The sequence below is a fragment of the Clostridium sp. ATCC BAA-442 genome, from assembly GCF_964239415.1.
GTDB classification, from domain to species: Bacteria; Bacillota; Clostridia; order Oscillospirales; family Oscillospiraceae; genus Flavonifractor; species Flavonifractor plautii.
Map to the genome: position 1 here is coordinate 1 of NZ_CAXSQB010000015.1, position 19,933 is coordinate 19,933.

Genomic DNA, 19,933 nt, shown 5'->3' on the forward strand with positions numbered 1-19,933 from the left:
GGCCCGCTCCGCCGGGCCGCACCCCAATTTCCGAGAGAAAGAGAGGACCTCCACCATGCACACCAAACGCCGTCCATGGCGTCCGCAGCTCACCCGCGCCGAGATGGGCCGGGGGTGGGTGTTCTTTGCCCTGTACCTGACGGTCTTTCCCCTGTCCATGGGGTGGGTGCAGCGGGCTTTCCACGGGGAACTGCCCGTGGCCGAGGCCAACGTGGTCTACTACCTCCTGGCCGCTACCCTGGTCTTTCTGGTCTTCTGGACGTTCCTGCGGCACGGGTTTGACCTGCTGCTGGACTGGCTGCCGGAAAACCTGTTCGCCTTCGGCACCGGGCTCGTCGGGGCGGGGGTGCTCCATCTGCTGGTCATGCTCATTCCCCTGCCGGTACAGAATCCCAACCCGGAGAGCTACGCCCAGCAGTTTGCCCTCTCCCCGGCGGCCACGGTGGTGATCCTGGTGGTGCTCATGCCCCTGGTGGAGGAGCCTCTGTTCCGCGGCCTGCTCTTCGGCGCCACCCGGCGGTACAGCCGGGTGCTGGGCTATGTGCTCTCCACCCTGGTTTTTGCCCTTTACTGCGTCTGGCAGTTCGTCTATTCCTACGGCACGGTGGATTTCCGCTACCTGCTGCTGTTCCTCCAGTATGTGCCCATGTCCCTGGCCCTGACCTGGTGCTACGACAACGGCGGCTCCATCTGGAGCCCCATCGCCCTGCACATGGTGCTCAACGCCCTGATTCTCGCCTCCGCCGTCCTGGGAGCGTAGGGAGGGCCCTCCCCGCCGCCCGCGGGCGGCCACAAGGGTCGCCCCTACGCTTATTTCCCCGCTTGGAACGCAGGCGCTTCTTCGTCGGCACAAACTTGCCCATTCCTCGCTTTGCCGTATACGGCAAAGCCCGCTCGTTCCGCTGTGCCTCCTCTCCCCACCGAACCCGCTTCGCTGGGCTTCGGCGGGGGCCCCATTTTCCCTTTTTAGAAAGCAGGTGCTTCTATGCCCCACATTCTGCAATTAGATCCCCACGTGGCCGATCTGATCGCCGCCGGCGAGGTGGTGGAGCGGCCCGCGTCGGTGGTCAAGGAGCTCATGGAGAACGCTATCGACGCCGGGGCGGACGCCCTGACCGTGGAGATCCAGCACGGCGGCATGAGCCTCATCCGGGTTACCGACAACGGCTGCGGCATCGCCGCCGCCGAGGCGGAGACCGCCTTTCTCCGCCACGCCACCAGCAAACTGCGCACCGAGTACGATCTGGAGGCCATCGGCACCCTGGGCTTCCGGGGGGAGGCTCTGGCGGCCATCTCCGCCGTCTCCCGCATCGAGCTGCTCACCCGCACGGCGGAGGAGGATTTGGGGGCCGCCCTCTCCCTGGAGGGGGGCGCGGTGGTGCACCGGGAAGAGGCCGGCTGCCCCCAGGGCACCACAATGGTGGTGCGCGACCTGTTCTACAACACCCCCGCCCGGCTCAAGTTCCTGAAAAAGGACGCCGCCGAGGGGGCGGCCTGCTTCGCCATGGTGCAGCGGGTGGCCCTGTCCCACCCGGAGGTGAGCGTCAAGTTCCTCCGGGACGGCAAGCAGGAGCTGCTCACCCCCGGCGACGGGCAGGTGCAGTCGGCCCTCTACGCCGTGCTGGGCCGGGATATGGCCCTGGGCTTCACGCCGGTGAAGGGCTCGGGGGAGGATATGTCGGTGTCCGGCTTTGTCTCCCTGCCCACCTGCTGCCGGGGCACCCGGGGCTACCAGCACTTTTTTGTCAACGGCCGGTATGTGAAGAGCCGCACCATGATGGCCGCCCTGGAGGAGGCCTACGCCAACCAGAAGATGGTGGGCAAATTTCCCGGCTGCGTCCTCCACCTGACCACCCGGCTCAACGCGGTGGATGTCAACGTACACCCCACCAAGCAGGAGGTCAAGTTCGGCAGCGACAAGAAGGTCTTTGACGCGGTGTACTATGCCGTCAAGTCCACTCTGGAGGCCGACCGCACCCGGCCGTCCCTCCAGGTGGAGCCCCCGCGCCCGGCGGAGGGGGGGCGGCCTGCGCAGTCTCCCCTCCGCCCGGCGGAGCCCGCTCCGGCGGCCCCCACCTACCGGGAGATGACCCTGGAGGAGTTCCGCCGAACCGCGGAACGGCCCGCAGCGGCCCTGCCCCTCCACGACTTCACCGCCCCCCGGGCCACAGGGGCCGCCCCTGCATCCCCTGCCGGGAACGGCGTCTCCGGCGCCCCCATCTCCACCACCCAGCCCGCCGGGGTGGCCACCCATATCCGCCCGGCCGAAGCCGCACCTGTCCCCGCCGGGAGCGGCATCTCCGCCCCCCCAACCTCCGCCGCGCCGCACGCGCGAACGGACGGCCGTGCCCGCCCGGCTGAATCCGCCCCTGCCTCCGGCGCACCCATCTCCACCGTCCGGCCCGTAGGGGCGGATGCCCACATCCGTCCGGCCGAAGCCGCGCCCGCCCAGCCGGCAGGGGCGGCCTCTGCGCCCCCTTCGGAGGAGGAGCCCTGGCGCATGGCGGGGGAGGTGCTCAACACCTACATTGTAGTGGAGCAGGGAGACAAGGTGCTCTTCATCGACAAGCACGCCGCCCACGAGCGGCTGAACTTCGACCGGATGAAGGCCGAGGGCTACCAGCCTATGGTACAGGCCCTGCTGGAGCCGGTGGTGTTCACCCCTCCGGCGGAGGAGGGGGCCGCCCTGCTGGCCCAGCTCCCGCTGCTGGGGCGCTTCGGCTTTGAGGCGGAGGACTTCGGCGGCGGGGCGCTGATCGTCCGGGCCGCCCCCAGCGACGTGGCCGCCGGGGAGATCCCCGACGTGCTCTCCGAGCTGGCCGGCCGCCTGCTCACCGGCGGCTCTGCCGATCCAGGCGCGGCCCGGGACGCCCTGCTCCACACCATGGCCTGCAAGGCGGCCATCAAGGGCGGCCAGAAGAACAGCCCCGCCGAGCTGCTCAAGGTGGCCCAGGCGGTCATGTCCGGCGCGGTCAAATATTGTCCCCACGGGCGGCCGGTGGCCATTGAGCTGACCCGCCAGCAGCTAGAAAAGCGCTTCGGTAGAGCCTGATTTGACCGCGCTTCGCGCCTTTGGCGCGTCCAAGTGTTTTCGCCTCCGGCGAAAACCTTGCCGCAGGGGCAATTCACTTGCCCCGAGGATGTAGAATCCTCTCGGGGCCCCCGGCGGACCTGTCCGCCGGGGAGCAAATATTGCCCCCACGGGCGGCCGGTGGCCATTGAGCTGACCCGCCAGAAGCTGGAAAAGCGCTTCGGAAGAGCCTGATTTGACCGCGCACCGCCCGCAGCCCCATCGCTCGGCCGGGCGGCCACAAGGGCCGCCCCTACGCGGAAGCCACAGTCAAACCTAGGGCAATTCCGGCCCACCGCAGTCCGTGGCGGCCTTGCCCAGGCGGGTACAGCGCACTCGCTTCCAAGTTTGGCGGGGGCCGTGGGGGAAAACGCCGAAGAGACACAGCCCCGCGCCGTTTCGACGAAATCCGCCCGATAATTGGTATATATTGGATGCATCTTATAGATAGAAGGAGTGCATCCACATGCAAAAGACCAATAACCTGCAAGACCTGTTTCTGCTCCGCGCCCGCAAGTCCCACGCCAGCCTGACCGTATTTCTGATGAATGGCTATCAGCTCCGGGGACAGATCACGGGCTACGACGCCTTTGTGGTGGTACTTATGACGGGGGACAAGCAGCAGGTCATTTACAAGCACGCCATCTCCACCATTGTGCCGGAGCGGGCCATCTCTCTGGAGGCGGAGGGGGCGGCAGACTAAGGAGCTGCCATGAAGCAAGGAACCCTGATCAACCGAATTGTCATGCTGCTGCTGCTGGCGGCCGTCCTGGTGTATCTGGGCGTGTCCGCCTGGCGGAGCTTCCGCGATCCCTATACCCTGGTGCTGTCCTACGCCTACACTGTGGACGACAGTCTGGAGGCCACCGGCTTTCTGGTGCGGGAGGAGAGCGTGCTCGCCAGTCCCGGCGGGATTGTGGATCTGCTGCCCGAGGAGGGGGAGAAGGTCTCCCGCGGGGAGACGGTGGCCCTGCTCTACCAGAATGACTCCGGCCTGGCGCGGAAGGAGGAGCTACAGAGCCTGACCATGGAAAAGGAGCAGCTCCAATACGCCCTGGAGCGGACCCAGAGCGGCGGCGACTCCTCCCAGCTCAGCCAGCAGGTTATCGACGCCATCGTGGCCCTGCGCTCCTCGGTGTCCACCGGGGATCTCACCCGGCTGGAGGACGAGACCCTGCTGCTCAAGAGCCTGGTCTACAAGCGGGACTTCACCTTCAACGGCGGGGAAGAGGACGGCGATGCCGCCGCCGCCATCCAGTCCTCCATTGACGCGGTGGACGCCCAGATTGCGGCGCTGAGCGCCCAGGCCGCCCAGGACACCAGCCGCCTCACCGCCAGTCAGGCGGGAGTCTTTTCCGGGCAGACCGACGGCTATGAGAGCCTGCTCACCCCCGGTCTGCTGGAGACCATCACCCCCGGCCAGCTCAGCCAGCTCGACCGCCAGCGGCCCCAGCCGGACGCCGGCGCGGTGGGCAAGCTGGTCACCGATGCCACCTGGTACTTTGTCTGCGCCATGGGCGAGGAGGAGGCCGGGCGGCTCATCGAGGGCCGCACCGTCACCGTCCGCTTCTCCCGGGACTGGTCGGGCGAGGTGGACATGAAGGTGGAGCGGGTAGGGGAGACCCCGGAGAACGGCCGGGTGGCCGTAGTGCTGTCCTCCGACCGCTATCTGTCTGAGACCACCCTGCTCCGAAAGCAGACGGTGGAGCTGGTCTTTGACAGTCAGACCGGCATCCGCGTGCCTACGCAGGCAGTGCGCGTGGAGGAGCGGACCGTCACCGACCCGGAGACGGAGGAGGAAAAGCAGGAGCTGGTCACCGGCGTGTACGTCCTGGTGGGCCAGCAGGCGGAGTTCAAGCCCGTCACCATCCTGGCCCAGCTGGAGGATTTCGCCCTGGTGAAGTCCGCAGACGGCTCGGACGGCAAAAAGGCCCTGCGGGCCGGCGACGAGGTAATCCTCTCCTCGGTGGAGCTCTTTGACGGAAAAGTGATCACGCAGTCATAGACAGGGAGGTAATGACACATGTCCCTTGCAGAGCGCATTGCGCTGGTAAATGAGAAAATCGCCGCCGCCGCCCGGCAGGCGGGTCGGGAGCCGTCGGAGGTCACCCTGGTGGCGGCCACCAAGGTGCAGACCTCCGACACCATCCGGCAGGCCATTGCCGCCGGCGTCACCATCTGCGGTGAAAACCGGGTGCAGGAGATGACCGCCCACCTGGACGACGACGCCTACGCCGGCGCGGCCCTCCACTTCATCGGCCACCTTCAGACCAACAAGGTGCGGCAGGTAGTGGGCCGGGTGGAGCTCATTGAGTCGGTGGGCTCCGAGCACCTGCTGGAGGCCATCGAGGCCCAGGCCGCCAAGCTGGAGCTGGTACAGGACATCCTGCTGGAGGTCAACATCGGCGGGGAGGCGTCCAAGAGCGGCATTTCCCCGGAGGAGCTGTCCGCCCTGGCCGCCCAGGCGGTTGGCAGCCCCCATGTGCGCCTGCGGGGGCTCATGGCAATCCCTCCCGTGGCCGCCGGGCCGGACGGAAACCGCCCGTTTTTTGCAAAAATGCGTCAGCTTTATGTTGACATAAGAAGTCAGATGGATGATAATAAGACTAGCTTTGACTGTCTTTCCATGGGTATGAGCGGCGACTTTGAGGACGCCGTGCGGGAAGGGGCCACCCTGGTCCGGGTGGGTACCGCCCTGTTTGGGCCCCGTCCTCCCATGCACAAAGGATAGAACAAATTCGGGAGGTTACCGAAATGGGATTTTTAGATGAACTCAAGCGCCTGGCCCGCCCCTATGAGGACGAAGAGGAAGAGGAGGAGTTTGACGACTTCGAGCCCGTCTCCCGCAGCGAGCGCATGGACCGCACCGGCGGCGACCGCCTGGAGCGGAAGGCCCCCAAGGCCCAGGACAGCACCGGCCCCATCTTCCCCGTGGAGAACGAGCGCCGGAGCAACAAGGTGGTCAATATCCACACCACCACCCAGCTTCAGGTGGTGCTGGTCAAGCCCGAGCGCTTCGAGAACGCCAGCGAGATCGCCGACCACCTGCGGGAGAAGCGCACGGTGGTGCTCAACCTGGAGTCCACCAACAAGGATATCGCCCGCCGCCTGCTGGATTTCCTCTCCGGCGTGGCCTATGCCAATGAGGGCAAAATCAAAAAGGTGGCCATCTCTACTTATATTATTACGCCCTACAACGTGGATATTTTAGGCGATCTGATTGACGAACTGGAGAACAACGGGCTGTATTTCTGAACTGCTCTTCAGGACAGGAAAATGTCCGGGTTGTCCCGCCGGGAGTCCGGCGTTTCAAGCGTTTTGGCACCGCCAAAACACGGATGCCGGGCGAATCCACATTGCCCGGCAGATGCCAAAGAGGGGGTTCCCGCCCGATGCGGAGCATCGGGTGGGGAAGACATGAACAAATCGGGGGAATGACGTTATGCTGACACCACAGGAAGTTTCCGAGCACGCCTTTGCCAAGGCGTCCTTCGGCGGCTATAACATGGCGATGGTGGATGAATTTCTGGACGTACTGACGGCGGACTACACCACGCTCTATAAGGAAAACGCCACCCTCAAGGCCAAGATGAAGGTACTGGTGGACAAGGTGGAGGAGTACCGCTCCACCGAGGAGGCCATGCGCAAGGCCCTGCTTACCGCCCAGAAGATGGCCGACGAGCTGGTGGCCCAGGCGGAGGCCAAGAAGACCGAGCTGCTGAAGAACGCGGAGACGGAGGCCAAGGCCCGCATTACGGAGCTGCAGCAGGACATCCGCAGTGAGCAGATGCGCCTCACCGCCGCCCAGAACGCCACCGCCGCCTATGTGGGCAAGCTCAAGGAGCTCTATCAGCACGAGATGGACTACCTCAACGGACTGTCCAAGCTCTCCGCCCCGGCGGAGCCTGTAGTGGACCAGGTTGCCTCTGCCGCCCAGGACATCTCCCAGAGCGTGGAGAAGCTGGTGGCCGGTGAGGCGCCGGAGGAGGACGCGGAGGACACGGTGGATCTCGGCGGCGGCGCCAAGGAGAAGGACGGCGGCCTGTATGCCGAGCTGCTGGAGCTGAGCCGTTCCCACGGTCCGGAGGAGGCTGAGGAGCCCACCGAGCCCACCCGCCGCATCGATTTTGACCACCTCCAGTTCGGCAAGGACTATGAAATCAAGTAAACCCCCTTGACAGAAGGGCATTTAACGGGTAAGATACTCGGAGACACGTTGTTTCGTGTCTCCGAGTATCTTTTATTTCGCAAAACGCCGAGAAGAGGACGAGTACCGTCCCCGCCCCTGCGCAGAGAGCCGCCGTTTTGGTGCAAGGCGGACAGGGAAGGGCTGGGAAGATCACCTCCGAGCGTCCCGCCGAATCCCCCCTGGGGCAGTAAGCGGGAACGGCTGGCCCCGTTACCGGCCTTCGAGGGGCCGCGGCACGCCGCGGCAATGAGAGTGGTACCGCAGAGGTTTGCGCCTTTGTCTCTTACAGGAGACAAAGGCGCGTTTTGTTTTTGCCAATTTCGGCAAGGGCGCACGCCTTTACACCAACCTGTTTTTATATCAAAGATAAAGGAGAACTGACCCATGGACTACAACCAGACCGTCCACCTGCCCCAGACCGACTTCCCCATGCGGGCGGGCCTGCCCAAGCGGGAGCCGGAGATGCTCCAGGAGATGTATGACCACGACCTCTACCACAAGATGGTGAAGCGCAACGAGGGCAAGCCCACCTTTGTCCTCCACGACGGCCCTCCCTACGCCAACGGCAACATCCACATCGGCACCGCCCTGAACAAGATCCTCAAGGATATGATCGTCAAGCACCGCAACATGACCGGCTGGTGCGCCCCCTATGTACCCGGCTGGGACACCCACGGCCTGCCCATCGAGTCCGCCGTTCTGAAGGACAAGAAGGTAAAGCGGGACGAGATGACCACCGCCCAGTTCCGCACCAAGTGCCGGGAATACGCCGAGAGCTACATCGAGAAGATGACCGGCCAGTTCCAGCGCCTGGGCGTGCTGGGGGAGTGGGAGAACCCCTATATCACCCTGCTGCCCGAGTTTGAGGCCAAGCAGATCGAGGTCTTTGGCAAGATGGCGGAGAAGGGCCTCATCTACAAGGGCATGAAGCCGGTGTACTGGTGCCCCTTTGACCAGACCGCCCTGGCCGAGGCCGAGATTGAGTACGCCGACGACCCCTGCACCACCATCTTCGTCAAGTTCCCCGTGGCCGACGACAAGGGCAAGCTGGGCCAGTATGCCGACCTGTCCCGCACCTACTTCGTGATCTGGACCACCACCCCCTGGACGATCCCCGGCAACTACGCCATCTGCCTCAACGCGGAGTTCGACTACGTGCTCCTCCAGGTGCCGGGCGGCGATGTGTACGTGCTGGCTCAGGATCTGGCCGAGAGCGTGTGCAAGGCCGCGGGCATTGACTACGCCGCCTGCACCGTGCTGGCCACCCTCAAGGGCAGCGAGTTCGAGCTGATGCGCGCCAAGCACCCCCTCTTCGACCGGGAGAGCGTCATCCTCAACGGCGAGCATGTCACCCTGGACGCCGGCTCCGGCTGCGTCCACACCGCCCCCGGCTTCGGCGCAGAGGACTTCCAGATCTGCCAGCAGTACGACAAGGCGGGCCTGACCCACATCGGCGTGCCCGTGCCCGTCAACGCCAAGGGCGTCATGACCGACGAGCGCTACAACGGCCAGTTCTACGCCAAGGGCAACGACATGGTGGTGGCCGATCTGGAGGCCGAGGGCTTCCTGGTGGCCAAGGAGAACATCACCCACTCCTACCCCCACTGCTGGCGGTGCAAGCACCCCATCATCTACCGGGCCACCGAGCAGTGGTTCTGCTCCGTGGACGCCATCAAGGACGCGGCGGTGAAGGCCTGCGACTCCATCCAGTGGAAGCCCGAGTGGGGCAAGGAGCGCATGACCTCCATGATCACCGAGCGCAACGACTGGTGCATCAGCCGCCAGCGCGTCTGGGGCGTGCCCATCCCCATCTTCTACTGCGAGGACTGCGGGGCCGATATCGTCACCCCCGAGACCATCGCCCACGTGGCCGCCCTCTTCCGGGAGCACGGCTCCAACGTCTGGTTTGACCGGGAGGCCGCCGAGCTGCTGCCCCAGGGCTTCGTCTGCCCCAAGTGCGGCAAGGCCCACTTCACCAAAGAGACCGACATCATGGACGTGTGGTTCGACTCCGGCTCCACCTGGGCCGCCGTGGCGGCCGAGCGCCCCTACCTCAAGTACCCCGCCGACCTCTACCTGGAGGGCGGCGACCAGTACCGCGGCTGGTTCCAGTCGAGCATGCTCACCTCCATCGCCGTGAACGGTGTGGCCCCCTACAAGCAGATCGCCACCCACGGCTGGACGGTGGACGGCGAGGGCAAGGCCATGCACAAGTCCCTGGGCAACGCCGTCTCCCCCGACGAGGTCATCAAGGACTACGGCGCAGACATGCTCCGCCTGTGGGTGGCCTCCGCCGACTACACCCAGGACATGCGCATCTCCAAGGACATCATGAAGCAGCTCTCCCAGGCCTATCTGAAAATCCGCAACACCGCCCGCTACATGCTGGGCAACCTGTGCGACTTCGAGCCCGACCGGGATCTGGTGCCGGCGGAAAACCTGATGGAGCTGGACCGCTACGCCCTGCACACCTTCAACGAGCTGGCCAAGACCGCCCGCGCCGCCTACGACCGCTATGAGTTCCACGCCGTCTACCGCGCCGTCTACAACTTCTGCGTGGTGGACATGTCCAACTTCTACCTGGACATCATCAAGGACCGGCTCTACTGCGGCGCCGAGGCCGAGCGCCGCTCCGCCCAGACCGCCCTGTACCACATCCTGGACGGCATGACCCGGCTCATCGCCCCCATCCTGGCCTTCACCTCCGACGAGATCTGGCACGCCATGAAGCACGCCCAGGGCGTAAACGCCGAAAGCGTCCTGTTCAACGACATGCCCGGCGACAACGCCGCCTTTGCCCTGGACGCGGCCGCCCGGGAGCGCTGGGCGAAGCTGGTCAGCCTCCGCGACGCGGTGAACAAGGCCCTGGAGAATGCCCGTAACGCCGGCGTGTTCAAGAAGGCCCAGGACACCGACGTGACCCTCTCCGTGTCCGAGTCCGACGCCGCCTTCCTGGCCGGGGTGGATCTGGCCTCCCTGTGCATCGTCTCCAAGGTCACCGTCACCACCGGGGCCGTGGAGGGGGAGAAGAGCGAGGACTGCCTCATCCCCTGCACCATCGCCGTCGCCCTGGACGAGTCCCCCAAGTGCCCCCGCTGCTGGAACCACAGCGAGCACATCGGCGCCGACGGCCACCACAACCAGCTGTGCGACCGCTGCGCCGCCGTGGTGGGTGAGTAATTCCGCAGATAGCAGATAGAAAACGGACAGGACGCCGCAGCGCTGCGGCGGCTATGCCTGCGGCGTCTCCTCCTGTTTTTCCGTCAGTTTGCGATAGGTCTCCCGGTCCCGCTCGGCCTTCTCTGTCTGCTCCAGCCCCTCATAGGCATCGGCACGGATGCTGTATGCCTTGGCGTAGCCTGGATCCAGCTTGATGGCCTTGTTGCAGCTTGTGACCGCTTCGCTATAGCGCTCCAAGTGGTTGAAGTCATCTCCTACGTTTGCATGATAGATTGCACTATTGGGGGCGAGTTTGACTGCCCTACGCTGTTCGATCAACGCCTTTTGATATTCTCCCTGATGGGCGTAGAGAACACCCCGGTTGTTATAGGCTCTTGCGCAATTGGGGTCGATCTGGATGGCCTTTTGGTAGCTCTGCAGGGACTCCTGCACCTCTCCAAGCCTTTTCTGCACATCGCCCAAGGTCGTATAGAGCCCCGCATCGGCCGGTTCCAGCTCCAGCGCCTTCTCATAATCGGCCTGGGCCTTTTCGTACTCCTCCAGATTCCAGTAAGCGCTGCCCCGCTCCCTGTAAAGCCTCTTGTCCCCCGGCGGCAGTTCAATTGCCCTGGTAAAGTCAAGAACAGCTTTGTCATACATCTTCACAATGGTAAAGCACAGGCCCCGATTGCGGTATACCTCCGAAGTCTCCTTCAGCTCCAGCGACCGGCTGTAGTCCCGTATGGCCTGTTCCGGATCCCTCTGGTGGTTGCAGACACCCAGGTACCAGTAGAGCCTGCTGTCCTCCATTCCCAACTCTTTGGCTTTGGTGAAGTCCTCCAGCGCCTGGGCATAGTCGTTGGCAAAATAGTAGAGCTTTCCCCGCTCCCAGTAGGCCTCCCCGTCCTCCTCGTCCAGCTCGATGCGGCGGTCCAGCCGCTGAAGCTCCTCCCGCTGTTTGGCGTCCATGGCCCGGAGGATGGCGCTCTGGGTCTCGCTGGGGGTCTCCGCGGCCCGCAGCTTCTCCTGAAATGCCTTGACCTGCTCCTGATAGTCCCTCACCCGCTGCTCAGCCGCGCTTTCGATATGCTCGCAGGGGTCAGTATAGCCGAACCGCTGCCCCATCAGGTACATCATCTCGTCAAAGCCCTCAATGGGGATAAAGTATCCGCCGTGGCGCTCCACCACCTTCTGAATCTCCTCCGGCGGCTCGTCGTGGCGGTAGCACCAGTAGAGGCCGCTCAGGCACTCGGTCTCCTTCAGAAAGTCCATCAGGCTGTGGTCGCCCCCGGCATAGCCGATCACCACGGGGGTATAACGCTTGAAGGCCTCCCGCAGGATATCCTTCCACTGCTTCGACAGGCCGTTGACCTGCTCGGCCCGGTTGAGGGGGTCAAAGAACAGGCCCCGGTGGAGCTTGGCGATGATGGGCCGGCTGGTGTTGAAGTTGATGTACTGGGCCAGCAGCTCGTGGCTGATGACGATGGGCCTTTTATCCGTGTAAATAAACAGGGCGTCCTCCACCAAGCTGTCGAAATTGGTGGTGATCACCAGGTTGTTGCGCGTGTTGGCCAACAGGGCGGCCAGGGGATAGTAGCCCAGGCTGGGCTGGGCGCGCTCCAGCGTCCGCTCCAGGAAAGCGGAGCCGTTCTGATAGTCCGGAAAAAAGCGCATGGCATAGAGGTCAAAATAGGCCCGGCTGGACGGCTTGGTCGAGCGCACCCCCAGCCGCTTTTTCAGCTCCTTGATCTCCTCCTTGGAGCATTGCTCCAAAATCTCCCCGTGCCACTGTTTGGCCAGTTCCTCCCCGGTGGGGATACCAGAGGTCTTGGAGGCCCCGGCGCCCAGGATGAAGCAGTAGCGCCGCTCGTTTTTACAGCCCTCCTCAAGGGTATTCAGGAACACATTTAACGAAAGGGTCCGCCTTTCATCCAACGCACTCACCGCCTTTCGGCTTTTTGCCCCAGTATACCAGATTTTTCTTGTTTCTTCAATTGGAATTTACATCCGATCTTCCGGGTTGCCCCCGGCGGCAGGCCGTGATAAAATAGAGCAAAACCGAAGAAAAGGAGCCCTTTGTCCATGCTATATGCCGTTCTCGTGGTGGCCCTGGTGGTACTGGACCAGGTGGTCAAGTTCCTGGTGCGGGCCAACATCCCCCTGGGGGGAGACGTCCCCTTTCTCCCCCATATTCTCCAGCTCACCTATGTGCAGAACACCGGCGCGGCCTTCTCCCTGCTGGAGGAGCACACCTGGATTCTGACCATTGTGTCCCTGGTGGTGTCCGTCCTGCTGGTGGTGCTTCTGGTGAAAAAGGTCTTTCCCCGCCCCTTCGCCATGGCCGCCCTGTCCATGGTGCTGGCCGGGGCGGTGGGCAACCTGATCGACCGGGCCCTGCTGGGCTACGTCACCGACATGTTTGAGACCCTGTTCATGCGCTTTGCCGTCTTCAACGTGGCGGACATCTGCGTGGTGGTGGGTGGCATCGCGTTCTGCGTGTACTACCTCTTCTTCCACGGCAAGGAGGAGGGCCATGGAGCCGATTCTGCTGCGGGCTGACCGGGCGGGGGAGCGGGCCGACCAGCTCCTGGCCCGGCTGGTGCCGGAGCTGACCCGCTCGGCGGCCCAGCGCCTGCTGGAGGCGGGGGCGGTCACCCTCGGCGGCCGCCCGGTAAAGAAGAACGACAAGGCCGCCGTGGGCGACGTGCTGGAGGTGCGCCTCCCGGAGCCGGAGCCGGTGGACGTGCTCCCCCAGGATATCCCCCTGGACGTGGCGTATGAGGACGCCGACGTGATTGTGGTCAACAAGCCGGTGGGCCTGGTGGTTCACCCGGCGGCGGGCCATCCGGACGGCACACTGGTCAACGCTCTGTTATATCACTGTGGCGAATCACTCTCTGGAATCAACGGAGCCCTCCGCCCCGGCATCGTCCACCGCATCGACCGGGACACATCGGGGCTGCTCATTGCCGCCAAGAACGACTTTGCCCACCAGGCCCTGGCCGCCCAGCTCCAGGATCACTCCCTCTACCGGGAGTACGAGGCGGTGTGCGTGGGCGGCCTGCGGGAGGACCGCGGCACCGTGGACGCGCCCATCGGCCGCCACCCCACCGACCGGAAGAAGATGTGCGTGGATTGGAAAAACGGCCGTCCGGCGGTGACCCACTGGACGGTGTTGGAGCGCTTCCCCGGCTATACCCATATTCAGTGCCGTCTGGAGACCGGCCGCACCCACCAGATCCGGGTGCATCTGGCCTCCATCGGCCACCCCCTGCTGGGGGACGTGGTATACGGGGCCAAGAAGCCCGTCCCCGGCCTGGCGGGCCAGTGCCTCCACGCCCGCAGGCTCTCCTTTGTCCACCCCCGCACCGGGGAGCGGGTCACGGTCGAGTGTCCGCTGCCTGCCTATTTTACCCAAGTGTTGACAAAGCTGCGCCATTTGGTATAAACTTTAGGATAACCGTAGAACAAATCGAATCGCAGGGGCGCTGGACGCAAGTCCGGCTGAGATCAGGGCGTATGGCCGCCCGTGTCCCTTAAACCTGATCCGGGTAATGCCGGCGTAGGAAGAGTATTCGACGATAGAGGTCGTTTCTCCCGTACCGCATTGCGCTGTTTCCGGTTTGCGCTGCGGTACATTTTTTAGGAGGAATGAGCTCTATGTCTGAACCTGTCACCACAAAAGCCCCTGGCCGCCGCCGTATGTATCTGCTGGTGCGGATGCTTTGCGAAGGCGGACTCATGATCGCCCTTGCCCTGGTGCTGGGGCTTCTCAAGGTATTTGAGCTGCCCCAGGGCGGCTCCATCTCGCTGGAGATGCTCCCCCTGCTGTTCTTCTGCGTGCGCTGGGGCATGGGAGGCGGCTTCATCGCCTGCTTTGCCTTCGGCGTACTCCAGGTATTCATCCAGGGCGCGGTAAGCTGGGGCTGGCAGTCCATCCTGCTGGATTATGTGCTGGCCTTCGGTGTTATGGGCATCGCCGGCCTGGGCCGTGGCAAGCCCCACGGCATCTTCTGGGGCAGCGTGCTGGGCGGAGCCGCCCGCTTTGTTGTCCACTATATCAGCGGTATCACCATTTACAAAATTCTGGCCCCCACGGAGATCTTCGGCACAGTATTCGACAATCCCGCCCTCTACTCCCTTATCTACAACGGCAGCTATGTCGGGATTGACCTTGTCCTGTGTCTGGTGATTTTTGGCATTCTCTATGCACCGCTGAAAACGTATATGACGGGGGCCGATCTGAGAAGGTAAGGTGTGAATCAGTTGGGCAAATTCAACGGCGTGCTGCTGGTCAGCGATTTTGACGACACCCTCTACGGGGAGGACATGCGCATCACCCGGGAAAATGTGGAGGCCCTGACCTACTTTACCCGGGAGGGGGGCACCTTCACCGTGGCCACCGGCCGCGCCCGCCCCAACTTCGCCCCCCACGCCAGCCACATACCCATCAACGCGCCGGTGATTCTGTCCAACGGCTCCGCCCTGTACGACTTCCGGACAGAGGAGATGATTTACGAGACCTTTCTGCCCGACCGGGTGCGGGAGGATCTCCAGCAGATGGCCCGGGCCATTCCCACCATCGGCTTTGAGGCCTACCACCACGACGCCATCTACGTCTACCAGCCCAACGCCGTCACCCAACGCCACCTGGAGCGGGCGGGCATGACCGCCCGGGAGGTGCCCATCGCGGATATCCCCCTACCCTGGAGCAAGGTCATCCTCCAGCAGGACTATGAAACCCTTCTGCACACCCAGCGCTATCTGCTGGAGCGGTGGGGAGAGCACTACGAGGCGATCTTCTCCAACCGGGTGCTGCTGGAGCTGACCCGGAAGGGGAGCAGCAAGGGCGGCATGGTGCAGTACCTGGCCCGCCGCCTGGGCATCGACGCCCAGCACATCTACTGCGTGGGGGACAACCAGAACGACATCCCCATGCTGGCCGTCTCCGCCATCCCCTTCGCCCCCGCCAACTGCGCCCCCGAGGTCAAGCAGTGGGGCGCCCGTATCCTGGGCGCCTGCGAGGAGAGCTGCGTGGCGCAGATTGTGGATATCCTGGATCATATTTACGCGTAAACATGTGCGCCGCCCGCCGGAGTTCCGGCGGGCGGCGCGTACTTTCTAGCTTGCTTGTACTTTGTGCATTGCGTGGACGGACGCCCGTCTAAAGGGCCTCCATCGCCCCGGCCAGCAGCAGGGCGTAATCGGGCAGCCCGTCCAGGGGCGCCCGCTCATCCACCGAGTGGGTGTCCAGAATGTCCGGCCCGGCGGAGGCCATGACCAGCCCCGGGGCCTTGGCCCGGAACACCGACGGCTCCAGCCCCACGTGGACGGCGGAGAGCTCCAGCGTCCGGCCGGTCTGCTCCCGCCACACCCGGCCCAGCACCGCCGCCAGGGGGTTGGCCCGGTCGCCGGGCCAGCCGGGGTAGCCGGTGACGGACAGGGAGAACCCGTGGGCCGTCCCCAGGGTCATGTGCCGGCCGGCCAGCTCCGCCTCCCACTCCGGTCGGGTGGAGCGCAGGAAGGCGCACACCTCATAAACATCCCCCTCGGTCCCGGCCCGGCCCAGGTTGGCGGAGGCCCCCACCGTACCGGGGAAGGCCGGCTCCATGGCGTATACCCCGTGGTACAGCCCCATCAAAAAGGCCAGGGCGTGGGCCTGGAAGGCTGGCGTCCACGCCCGCTCCGGCCCCTCCGCCGGGGCGCAGGCCACGGTCAGGCCGGGATCGGCCGCCCGGTAGCCGGCCAGGGCGGCCCGCAGGGGGGAGAGGTCGGGCTCCGCGGGGCAGAATACCACTGCCTCGGCCTGGGCGGGGATGGCGTTGTGGGTCAGGCCCCCGGAGAGGGAGGCGATCCGCCCGCCGGGCAGCCCGGCCAGATAGGCGGCCAGCAGCTTGATCGGGTTGGCCCGGCCCCGGTTGATGTCGTCGCCGGAGTGGCCGCCCCGGCCGCCGGAGAGGGTGAGCCTCCAGGCGGGGAGCGCCGGGGCCGGCCCGGCGTCCAGCGGGGCGGCCCAGGTCTCCCGCCGTCCGCTGGCCGAGCCCACCACCGCCCGGCCCAGGTGAAAGCCGTCGGTGTTGAGCAGGTATTCCGCCCCGGCCAGCCAGTCGGGCGCCACCTCCTTGGCCCCCTCCAGCCCCACCTCCTCGGCGGTGGTGAAGAGCAGGCGCAGGGGCCCGTGATTCACCGCCCCGGTGGACAGGAGCCACAGCGCCGCCGCGTTGCCCAGGTGGTTGTCCGCCCCCAGGGAGGAGCGGCCGTCCGAACGGAGAAAGCCCCCCTCCTCCACCACCGCCACCGGGTCGGTGAGGGGGTTCCAGCCGCTGCCCGGCCGGACGGCGCACACCATGTCCAGGTGGCCCTGGAGGATCAGGCGGGGGGCGCTGGCCCGCCCCGGCGCGGGGGGCACGTCGGCCATCCGGTTGCCCGCCCCGTCCCGGACGGGGGAGAGGCCCAGCCCCCGCAGGTATGCGTCCAGCTCCTCCCCGGCGGCCTCCTCGTGCCGGGAGGGCCGGGGGCGGCGGGAGAGGATGCGGAAGGTGTGTACGATGCCCCGGGTGATGGCCTCCCGGCCCCCCAGGCGCTCCAGAAGCGTCATATGCAATCCCTTCTTTCGGGGGTATTCTACCACATCTCCGCCCGCCGCGCCAGGGCTAGGCCTTGTTTGAAAAATAGCAATATGACCAGCGGCGAGGAATTTTGCCCGCTGGCAAGCAATTTTTTCGCAGGAATCCTGGCGGATTTCAAGGAAAAATTGGGCCGTCCAGAGGGCAAAAGGCCCGGCGATTGGGCGTGTTGACTATTTTCAAACAAGGCCTATCCCACCGCCTCCCAGATGCCCAGCAGCACCAGCAGCGCGCCGGAGAGGGGAAGGGCGTATTTGCCCAGCAGCCGCCCGGCCAGCTTATCCCCCAGGGCGCGGCCCAGGGGGAGGGCGGCCAGGGTGACCAGGAAATTCGCCAGGGCCGCCCAGCCGGGGGCAATGCCGGACACCCCGGCGGCCACGCCGATGCCCGCGTTGTTCACCGCCAGGGCGGCGGCCAGGGAGACGCACCCCCAGAGGGTGGCGGCCCGGTTTTCCCCTTCCGCCTCCCCGGCGGGTCCCAGGCGGCGCAGCCAGTCCAGCACGAACCACGCCCCGATGCCCGCCAGCACCAGCCCGCCCAGCAGGTTGGGCAGCGGCCCGCTGAGCACCCGGGCGGCCCCGGCCCCCAGGAGCAGGGAGGCCCAGGTGATCAGGGTGGTGAGGGCGGCGATAATCAGGCTGTGGGACAGGGAGACCCGCACGCCCTTCACCGCGTAGCCCATGGAGAGAATTACAGTATCCAGATTACAGGCCGCGGCAAACAGGACCGCGGCCAGAAGCAGCGAAAGCCATTCCATAGCACTCCTCCTATTCCGCCCATCCTATGCCAGGTCTGAAACAGGGGTGCCGAGGGTGGCTTTTCGCTGGAGTTTATGCTATACTGGATCTTATCTATCTGTCAAACAGAAAAGGAGACTGCTCCATGAGCGCCAAGGAAGAATTTATCGAGATCTACCGGGAGAACATCCGGCGGGACGGGGCGGACGCCCTGCTGGACTACCTGGAGCACAAAAGCGATTTTTTCACCGCCCCGGCCTCGGCCCGGTTCCACGGGGCCTACGCGGGCGGCCTGTGTGAGCACAGCGTCAATGTCTACCACTGCCTGACCGCCTACCTGGAGCGGGAGCGGGTGAAGGAGCTGTACGGCCTGGAGTACCCGGCGGAGAGCGCCGCGCTGGTTTCACTGCTCCACGACGTGTGCAAGACGGGCTGCTACAGGCAGGGCTCCCGCAACGTGAAGGGCCCCGACGGCAAGTGGCAGGCGGTGCCCACCTTTTTCTACGAGGACCCCCTGCCCTACGGCCACGGGGAGAAGAGCGTCTACATCCTCTCCGGCTTCCTGCGCCTCACCCGGGAGGAGGCCATGGCCATCCGCTGGCACATGGGCTTCTCCGGCGACGAGGACAAGCGGCTGGTGGGCCAGGCCCTCCAGCAATACCCCCTGGCCTTTGCCCTCAGCGTGGCCGACATGGAGGCCACCTATTTCCTGGAAAAGGAGGAGGACTGAGGCATGGCAAAACGCGAAAACGACCTGGGCCGCGATCCCATCGGCAAGCTCCTCCTGCGGCTGGCGGTGCCCACCGTCACCGCCCAGTTGGTCAACGCCCTCTACAACATCGTGGACCGCATCTACATCGGGCACATCCCCGGTGAGGGCGATCTCGCCCTCACCCCCCGGCCTGGGCATCTGCTTCCCCGTGATTCTGTTTGTCTCCGCCATCTCCGCCCTGGTGGGCATGGGGGGCGGCTCCCGGGCGGTGGTGCGCATGGGGGAGGGGAAGCTGGACGAGGCCAACAAAATTCTGGGCAACTGCACCCTGCTGCTGATGATCCTGGGCCTGGCCGCCACCGTGGTATTCCAGCTCTGCAAGGAGCCCATGCTCTACCTCTTCGGCGCTACGGAGAACACCATCGGTTACTCCATGGACTATTTGAATATCTACCTCTACGGCTCCATTTTTGTGGAGCTGGCCCTGGGCCTGAACTTCTTCATCACCTCCCAGGGCTTCTCCACCGTCGGTATGGCCTCGGTGATTATCGGCGCGGTGGTCAATATCGTCCTCGACCCCATCCTTATCTTCGGCCTGAATATGGGCGTAAAGGGCGCGGCCCTGGCCACCATCACCGCCCAGGCCGTCTCCGCCGTGTGGGTGGTGCGCTTTTTGTGCGGCAGGCGCACCAAGCTGCGGATTCAGCGGCGGCTTCTCCGTCTGGATGCCAAGGTGCTGGCTCCGGTGCTGGCCCTGGGGCTCTCACCCTTCATTATGCAGTCCACCGAGAGTCTGGTCAACATCGCCTTCAATTCCTCCCTCAAGACCTACGGAGGCGACCCGGCGGTGGGCGCCATGACCATCTGCTCCAGTATCATGCAGGTCTTTTCCCTCCTGTTCCAGGGCCTGTCCCAGGGGGCCCAGCCCATCGTGGGCTATAATTACGGCGCCGGGCAGTTGGACCGGGTCAAGCAGACCTTTCGCCTGCTCTTTTTCTCCTCCCTGTGCTTTAGCTGTGCCGCCTGCGCGGCGCTGGAGCTCTTTCCGGGCCTGTTTGTCTCGCTGTTTAACGACAAGCCGGAGCTGGTGGAGATCGCCGTCTGGGCGCTGCACATCTATGCCGCCGGTATGTTCATGCTGGGGGTGCAGTTCTCCTGCCAGCAGACCTTCGTGGCGCTGGGCCAGACCCGCGTCTCCCTCTTTCTGGCCCTGCTGCGTAAGGTGATCCTGCTGATTCCCCTGATCCTGCTCCTGCCCCGCTTCCTCAGCGACCAGGTTTTCGCCGTGTTTCTGGCCGAGCCGGTGGCCGATATCCTGGCCGCCACCACCACCGGCGCTATCTTCTTCTGGCGCCTCCCCCGCATTCTCGAAAAGCGGCGCCTGGAGCTGGAGCACAGGCCCATCTAACCCCAAAAAGGGGGGGCGTTCCCGTAGGGAAC

Annotated in this window: 16 protein-coding genes, 1 pseudogene, 1 riboswitch and 1 other annotated feature; of the genes and pseudogenes, 14 read left to right on the forward strand and 3 right to left on the reverse strand. The window is 64.9% G+C overall.

Translation table 11 applies throughout. The features are described 5' to 3' along the window. The 8 genes from ACESY8_RS08350 to ileS form a co-directional block, all read left to right on the forward strand. On the forward strand, positions 1-760 hold a 760-nt coding region (locus ACESY8_RS08350; RefSeq protein ID WP_498794700.1), incomplete at its 5' end, for a CPBP family intramembrane glutamic endopeptidase. 225 nt (positions 761-985) lie between these two features. Next, complete coding sequence (gene mutL / locus ACESY8_RS08355) at positions 986-3,052, forward strand: DNA mismatch repair endonuclease MutL (protein ID WP_498794701.1); 2,067 nt, start codon at positions 986-988, stop codon at positions 3,050-3,052. Positions 3,053-3,536: 484 nt separating this feature from the next. Next, complete coding sequence (hfq, locus tag ACESY8_RS08360) at positions 3,537-3,773, forward strand: RNA chaperone Hfq (RefSeq protein WP_007494367.1); 237 nt, start codon at positions 3,537-3,539, stop codon at positions 3,771-3,773. A gap of 9 nt (positions 3,774-3,782) precedes the next feature. Then, the gene (locus tag ACESY8_RS08365; RefSeq protein WP_204681652.1) at positions 3,783-5,075 is read left to right on the forward strand and encodes a biotin/lipoyl attachment domain-containing protein; all 1,293 of its coding nucleotides are present in this window, start codon (positions 3,783-3,785) and stop codon (positions 5,073-5,075) included. Positions 5,076-5,093: 18 nt separating this feature from the next. Beyond that, entirely contained in the window at positions 5,094-5,801 is a 708-nt protein-coding gene (locus ACESY8_RS08370) for a YggS family pyridoxal phosphate-dependent enzyme (protein WP_007494361.1), read from the forward strand. A 23-nt stretch (positions 5,802-5,824) separates the two neighbouring features. Next, on the forward strand, positions 5,825-6,325 hold the full coding sequence (locus ACESY8_RS08375; protein ID WP_007494359.1) for a cell division protein SepF: 501 nt from the start codon (positions 5,825-5,827) through the stop codon (positions 6,323-6,325). 187 nt (positions 6,326-6,512) lie between these two features. After that, positions 6,513-7,238, forward strand: coding sequence for a DivIVA domain-containing protein (locus ACESY8_RS08380; protein ID WP_054338928.1), 726 nt, complete (start codon positions 6,513-6,515; stop codon positions 7,236-7,238). Positions 7,239-7,318: 80 nt separating this feature from the next. After that, positions 7,319-7,546: a binding site (T-box leader), on the forward strand. 97 nt (positions 7,547-7,643) lie between these two features. Beyond that, positions 7,644-10,439, forward strand: a complete 2,796-nt coding sequence (gene ileS / locus ACESY8_RS08385; protein ID WP_054338929.1) for an isoleucine--tRNA ligase — start codon at positions 7,644-7,646, stop codon at positions 10,437-10,439. A gap of 51 nt (positions 10,440-10,490) precedes the next feature. Here ileS and ACESY8_RS08390 read toward each other — a convergent pair whose 3' ends face one another. Beyond that, positions 10,491-12,362: a tetratricopeptide repeat protein gene (locus ACESY8_RS08390; protein WP_498794702.1), complete on the reverse strand. Its 1,872-nt coding sequence runs from the start codon at positions 12,360-12,362 to the stop codon at positions 10,491-10,493. A gap of 138 nt (positions 12,363-12,500) precedes the next feature. Here ACESY8_RS08390 and lspA point away from each other — a divergent pair, with 138 nt between their 5' ends. The 4 genes from lspA to ACESY8_RS08410 all read left to right on the forward strand — a co-directional run bounded on the left by lspA (position 12,501) and on the right by ACESY8_RS08410 (position 15,494). After that, positions 12,501-12,977 (forward strand): signal peptidase II, encoded by a 477-nt coding sequence (gene lspA, locus ACESY8_RS08395; RefSeq protein WP_021629712.1) that lies wholly within the window; start codon positions 12,501-12,503, stop codon positions 12,975-12,977. Then, positions 12,952-13,866 carry an RluA family pseudouridine synthase gene (locus ACESY8_RS08400; protein ID WP_054338930.1) on the forward strand — a complete coding sequence of 305 codons (915 nt, stop codon included), beginning with the start codon at positions 12,952-12,954 and terminating at the stop codon, positions 13,864-13,866. The genes lspA and ACESY8_RS08400 overlap by 26 nt, the downstream gene beginning before the upstream one ends. A 23-nt stretch (positions 13,867-13,889) precedes the next feature. Beyond that, a riboswitch (TPP riboswitch) is annotated at positions 13,890-14,004 on the forward strand. Positions 14,005-14,078: 74 nt separating this feature from the next. After that, the gene (locus ACESY8_RS08405; RefSeq protein WP_050810509.1) at positions 14,079-14,672 is read left to right on the forward strand and encodes an energy-coupled thiamine transporter ThiT; all 594 of its coding nucleotides are present in this window, start codon (positions 14,079-14,081) and stop codon (positions 14,670-14,672) included. A gap of 3 nt (positions 14,673-14,675) precedes the next feature. After that, positions 14,676-15,494, forward strand: a complete 819-nt coding sequence (locus tag ACESY8_RS08410) for an HAD-IIB family hydrolase (protein WP_054338931.1) — start codon at positions 14,676-14,678, stop codon at positions 15,492-15,494. A gap of 88 nt (positions 15,495-15,582) precedes the next feature. Here the strand turns inward: ACESY8_RS08410 and ACESY8_RS08415 are convergent, their stop codons facing one another. Then, positions 15,583-17,016, reverse strand: a complete 1,434-nt coding sequence (locus tag ACESY8_RS08415) for a M20/M25/M40 family metallo-hydrolase (protein WP_054338932.1) — start codon at positions 17,014-17,016, stop codon at positions 15,583-15,585. Between the two features lie 218 nt (positions 17,017-17,234). After that, complete coding sequence (locus ACESY8_RS08420; protein WP_009257170.1) at positions 17,235-17,801, reverse strand: MntP/YtaF family protein; 567 nt, start codon at positions 17,799-17,801, stop codon at positions 17,235-17,237. A gap of 125 nt (positions 17,802-17,926) precedes the next feature. Here ACESY8_RS08420 and ACESY8_RS08425 point away from each other — a divergent pair, with 125 nt between their 5' ends. Next, positions 17,927-18,511, forward strand: coding sequence for a hydrolase (locus ACESY8_RS08425; RefSeq protein ID WP_065535656.1), 585 nt, complete (start codon positions 17,927-17,929; stop codon positions 18,509-18,511). 3 nt (positions 18,512-18,514) lie between these two features. Continuing rightward, positions 18,515-19,901: pseudogene (locus ACESY8_RS08430) on the forward strand (MATE family efflux transporter). Positions 19,902-19,933 lie beyond the last annotated feature (32 nt).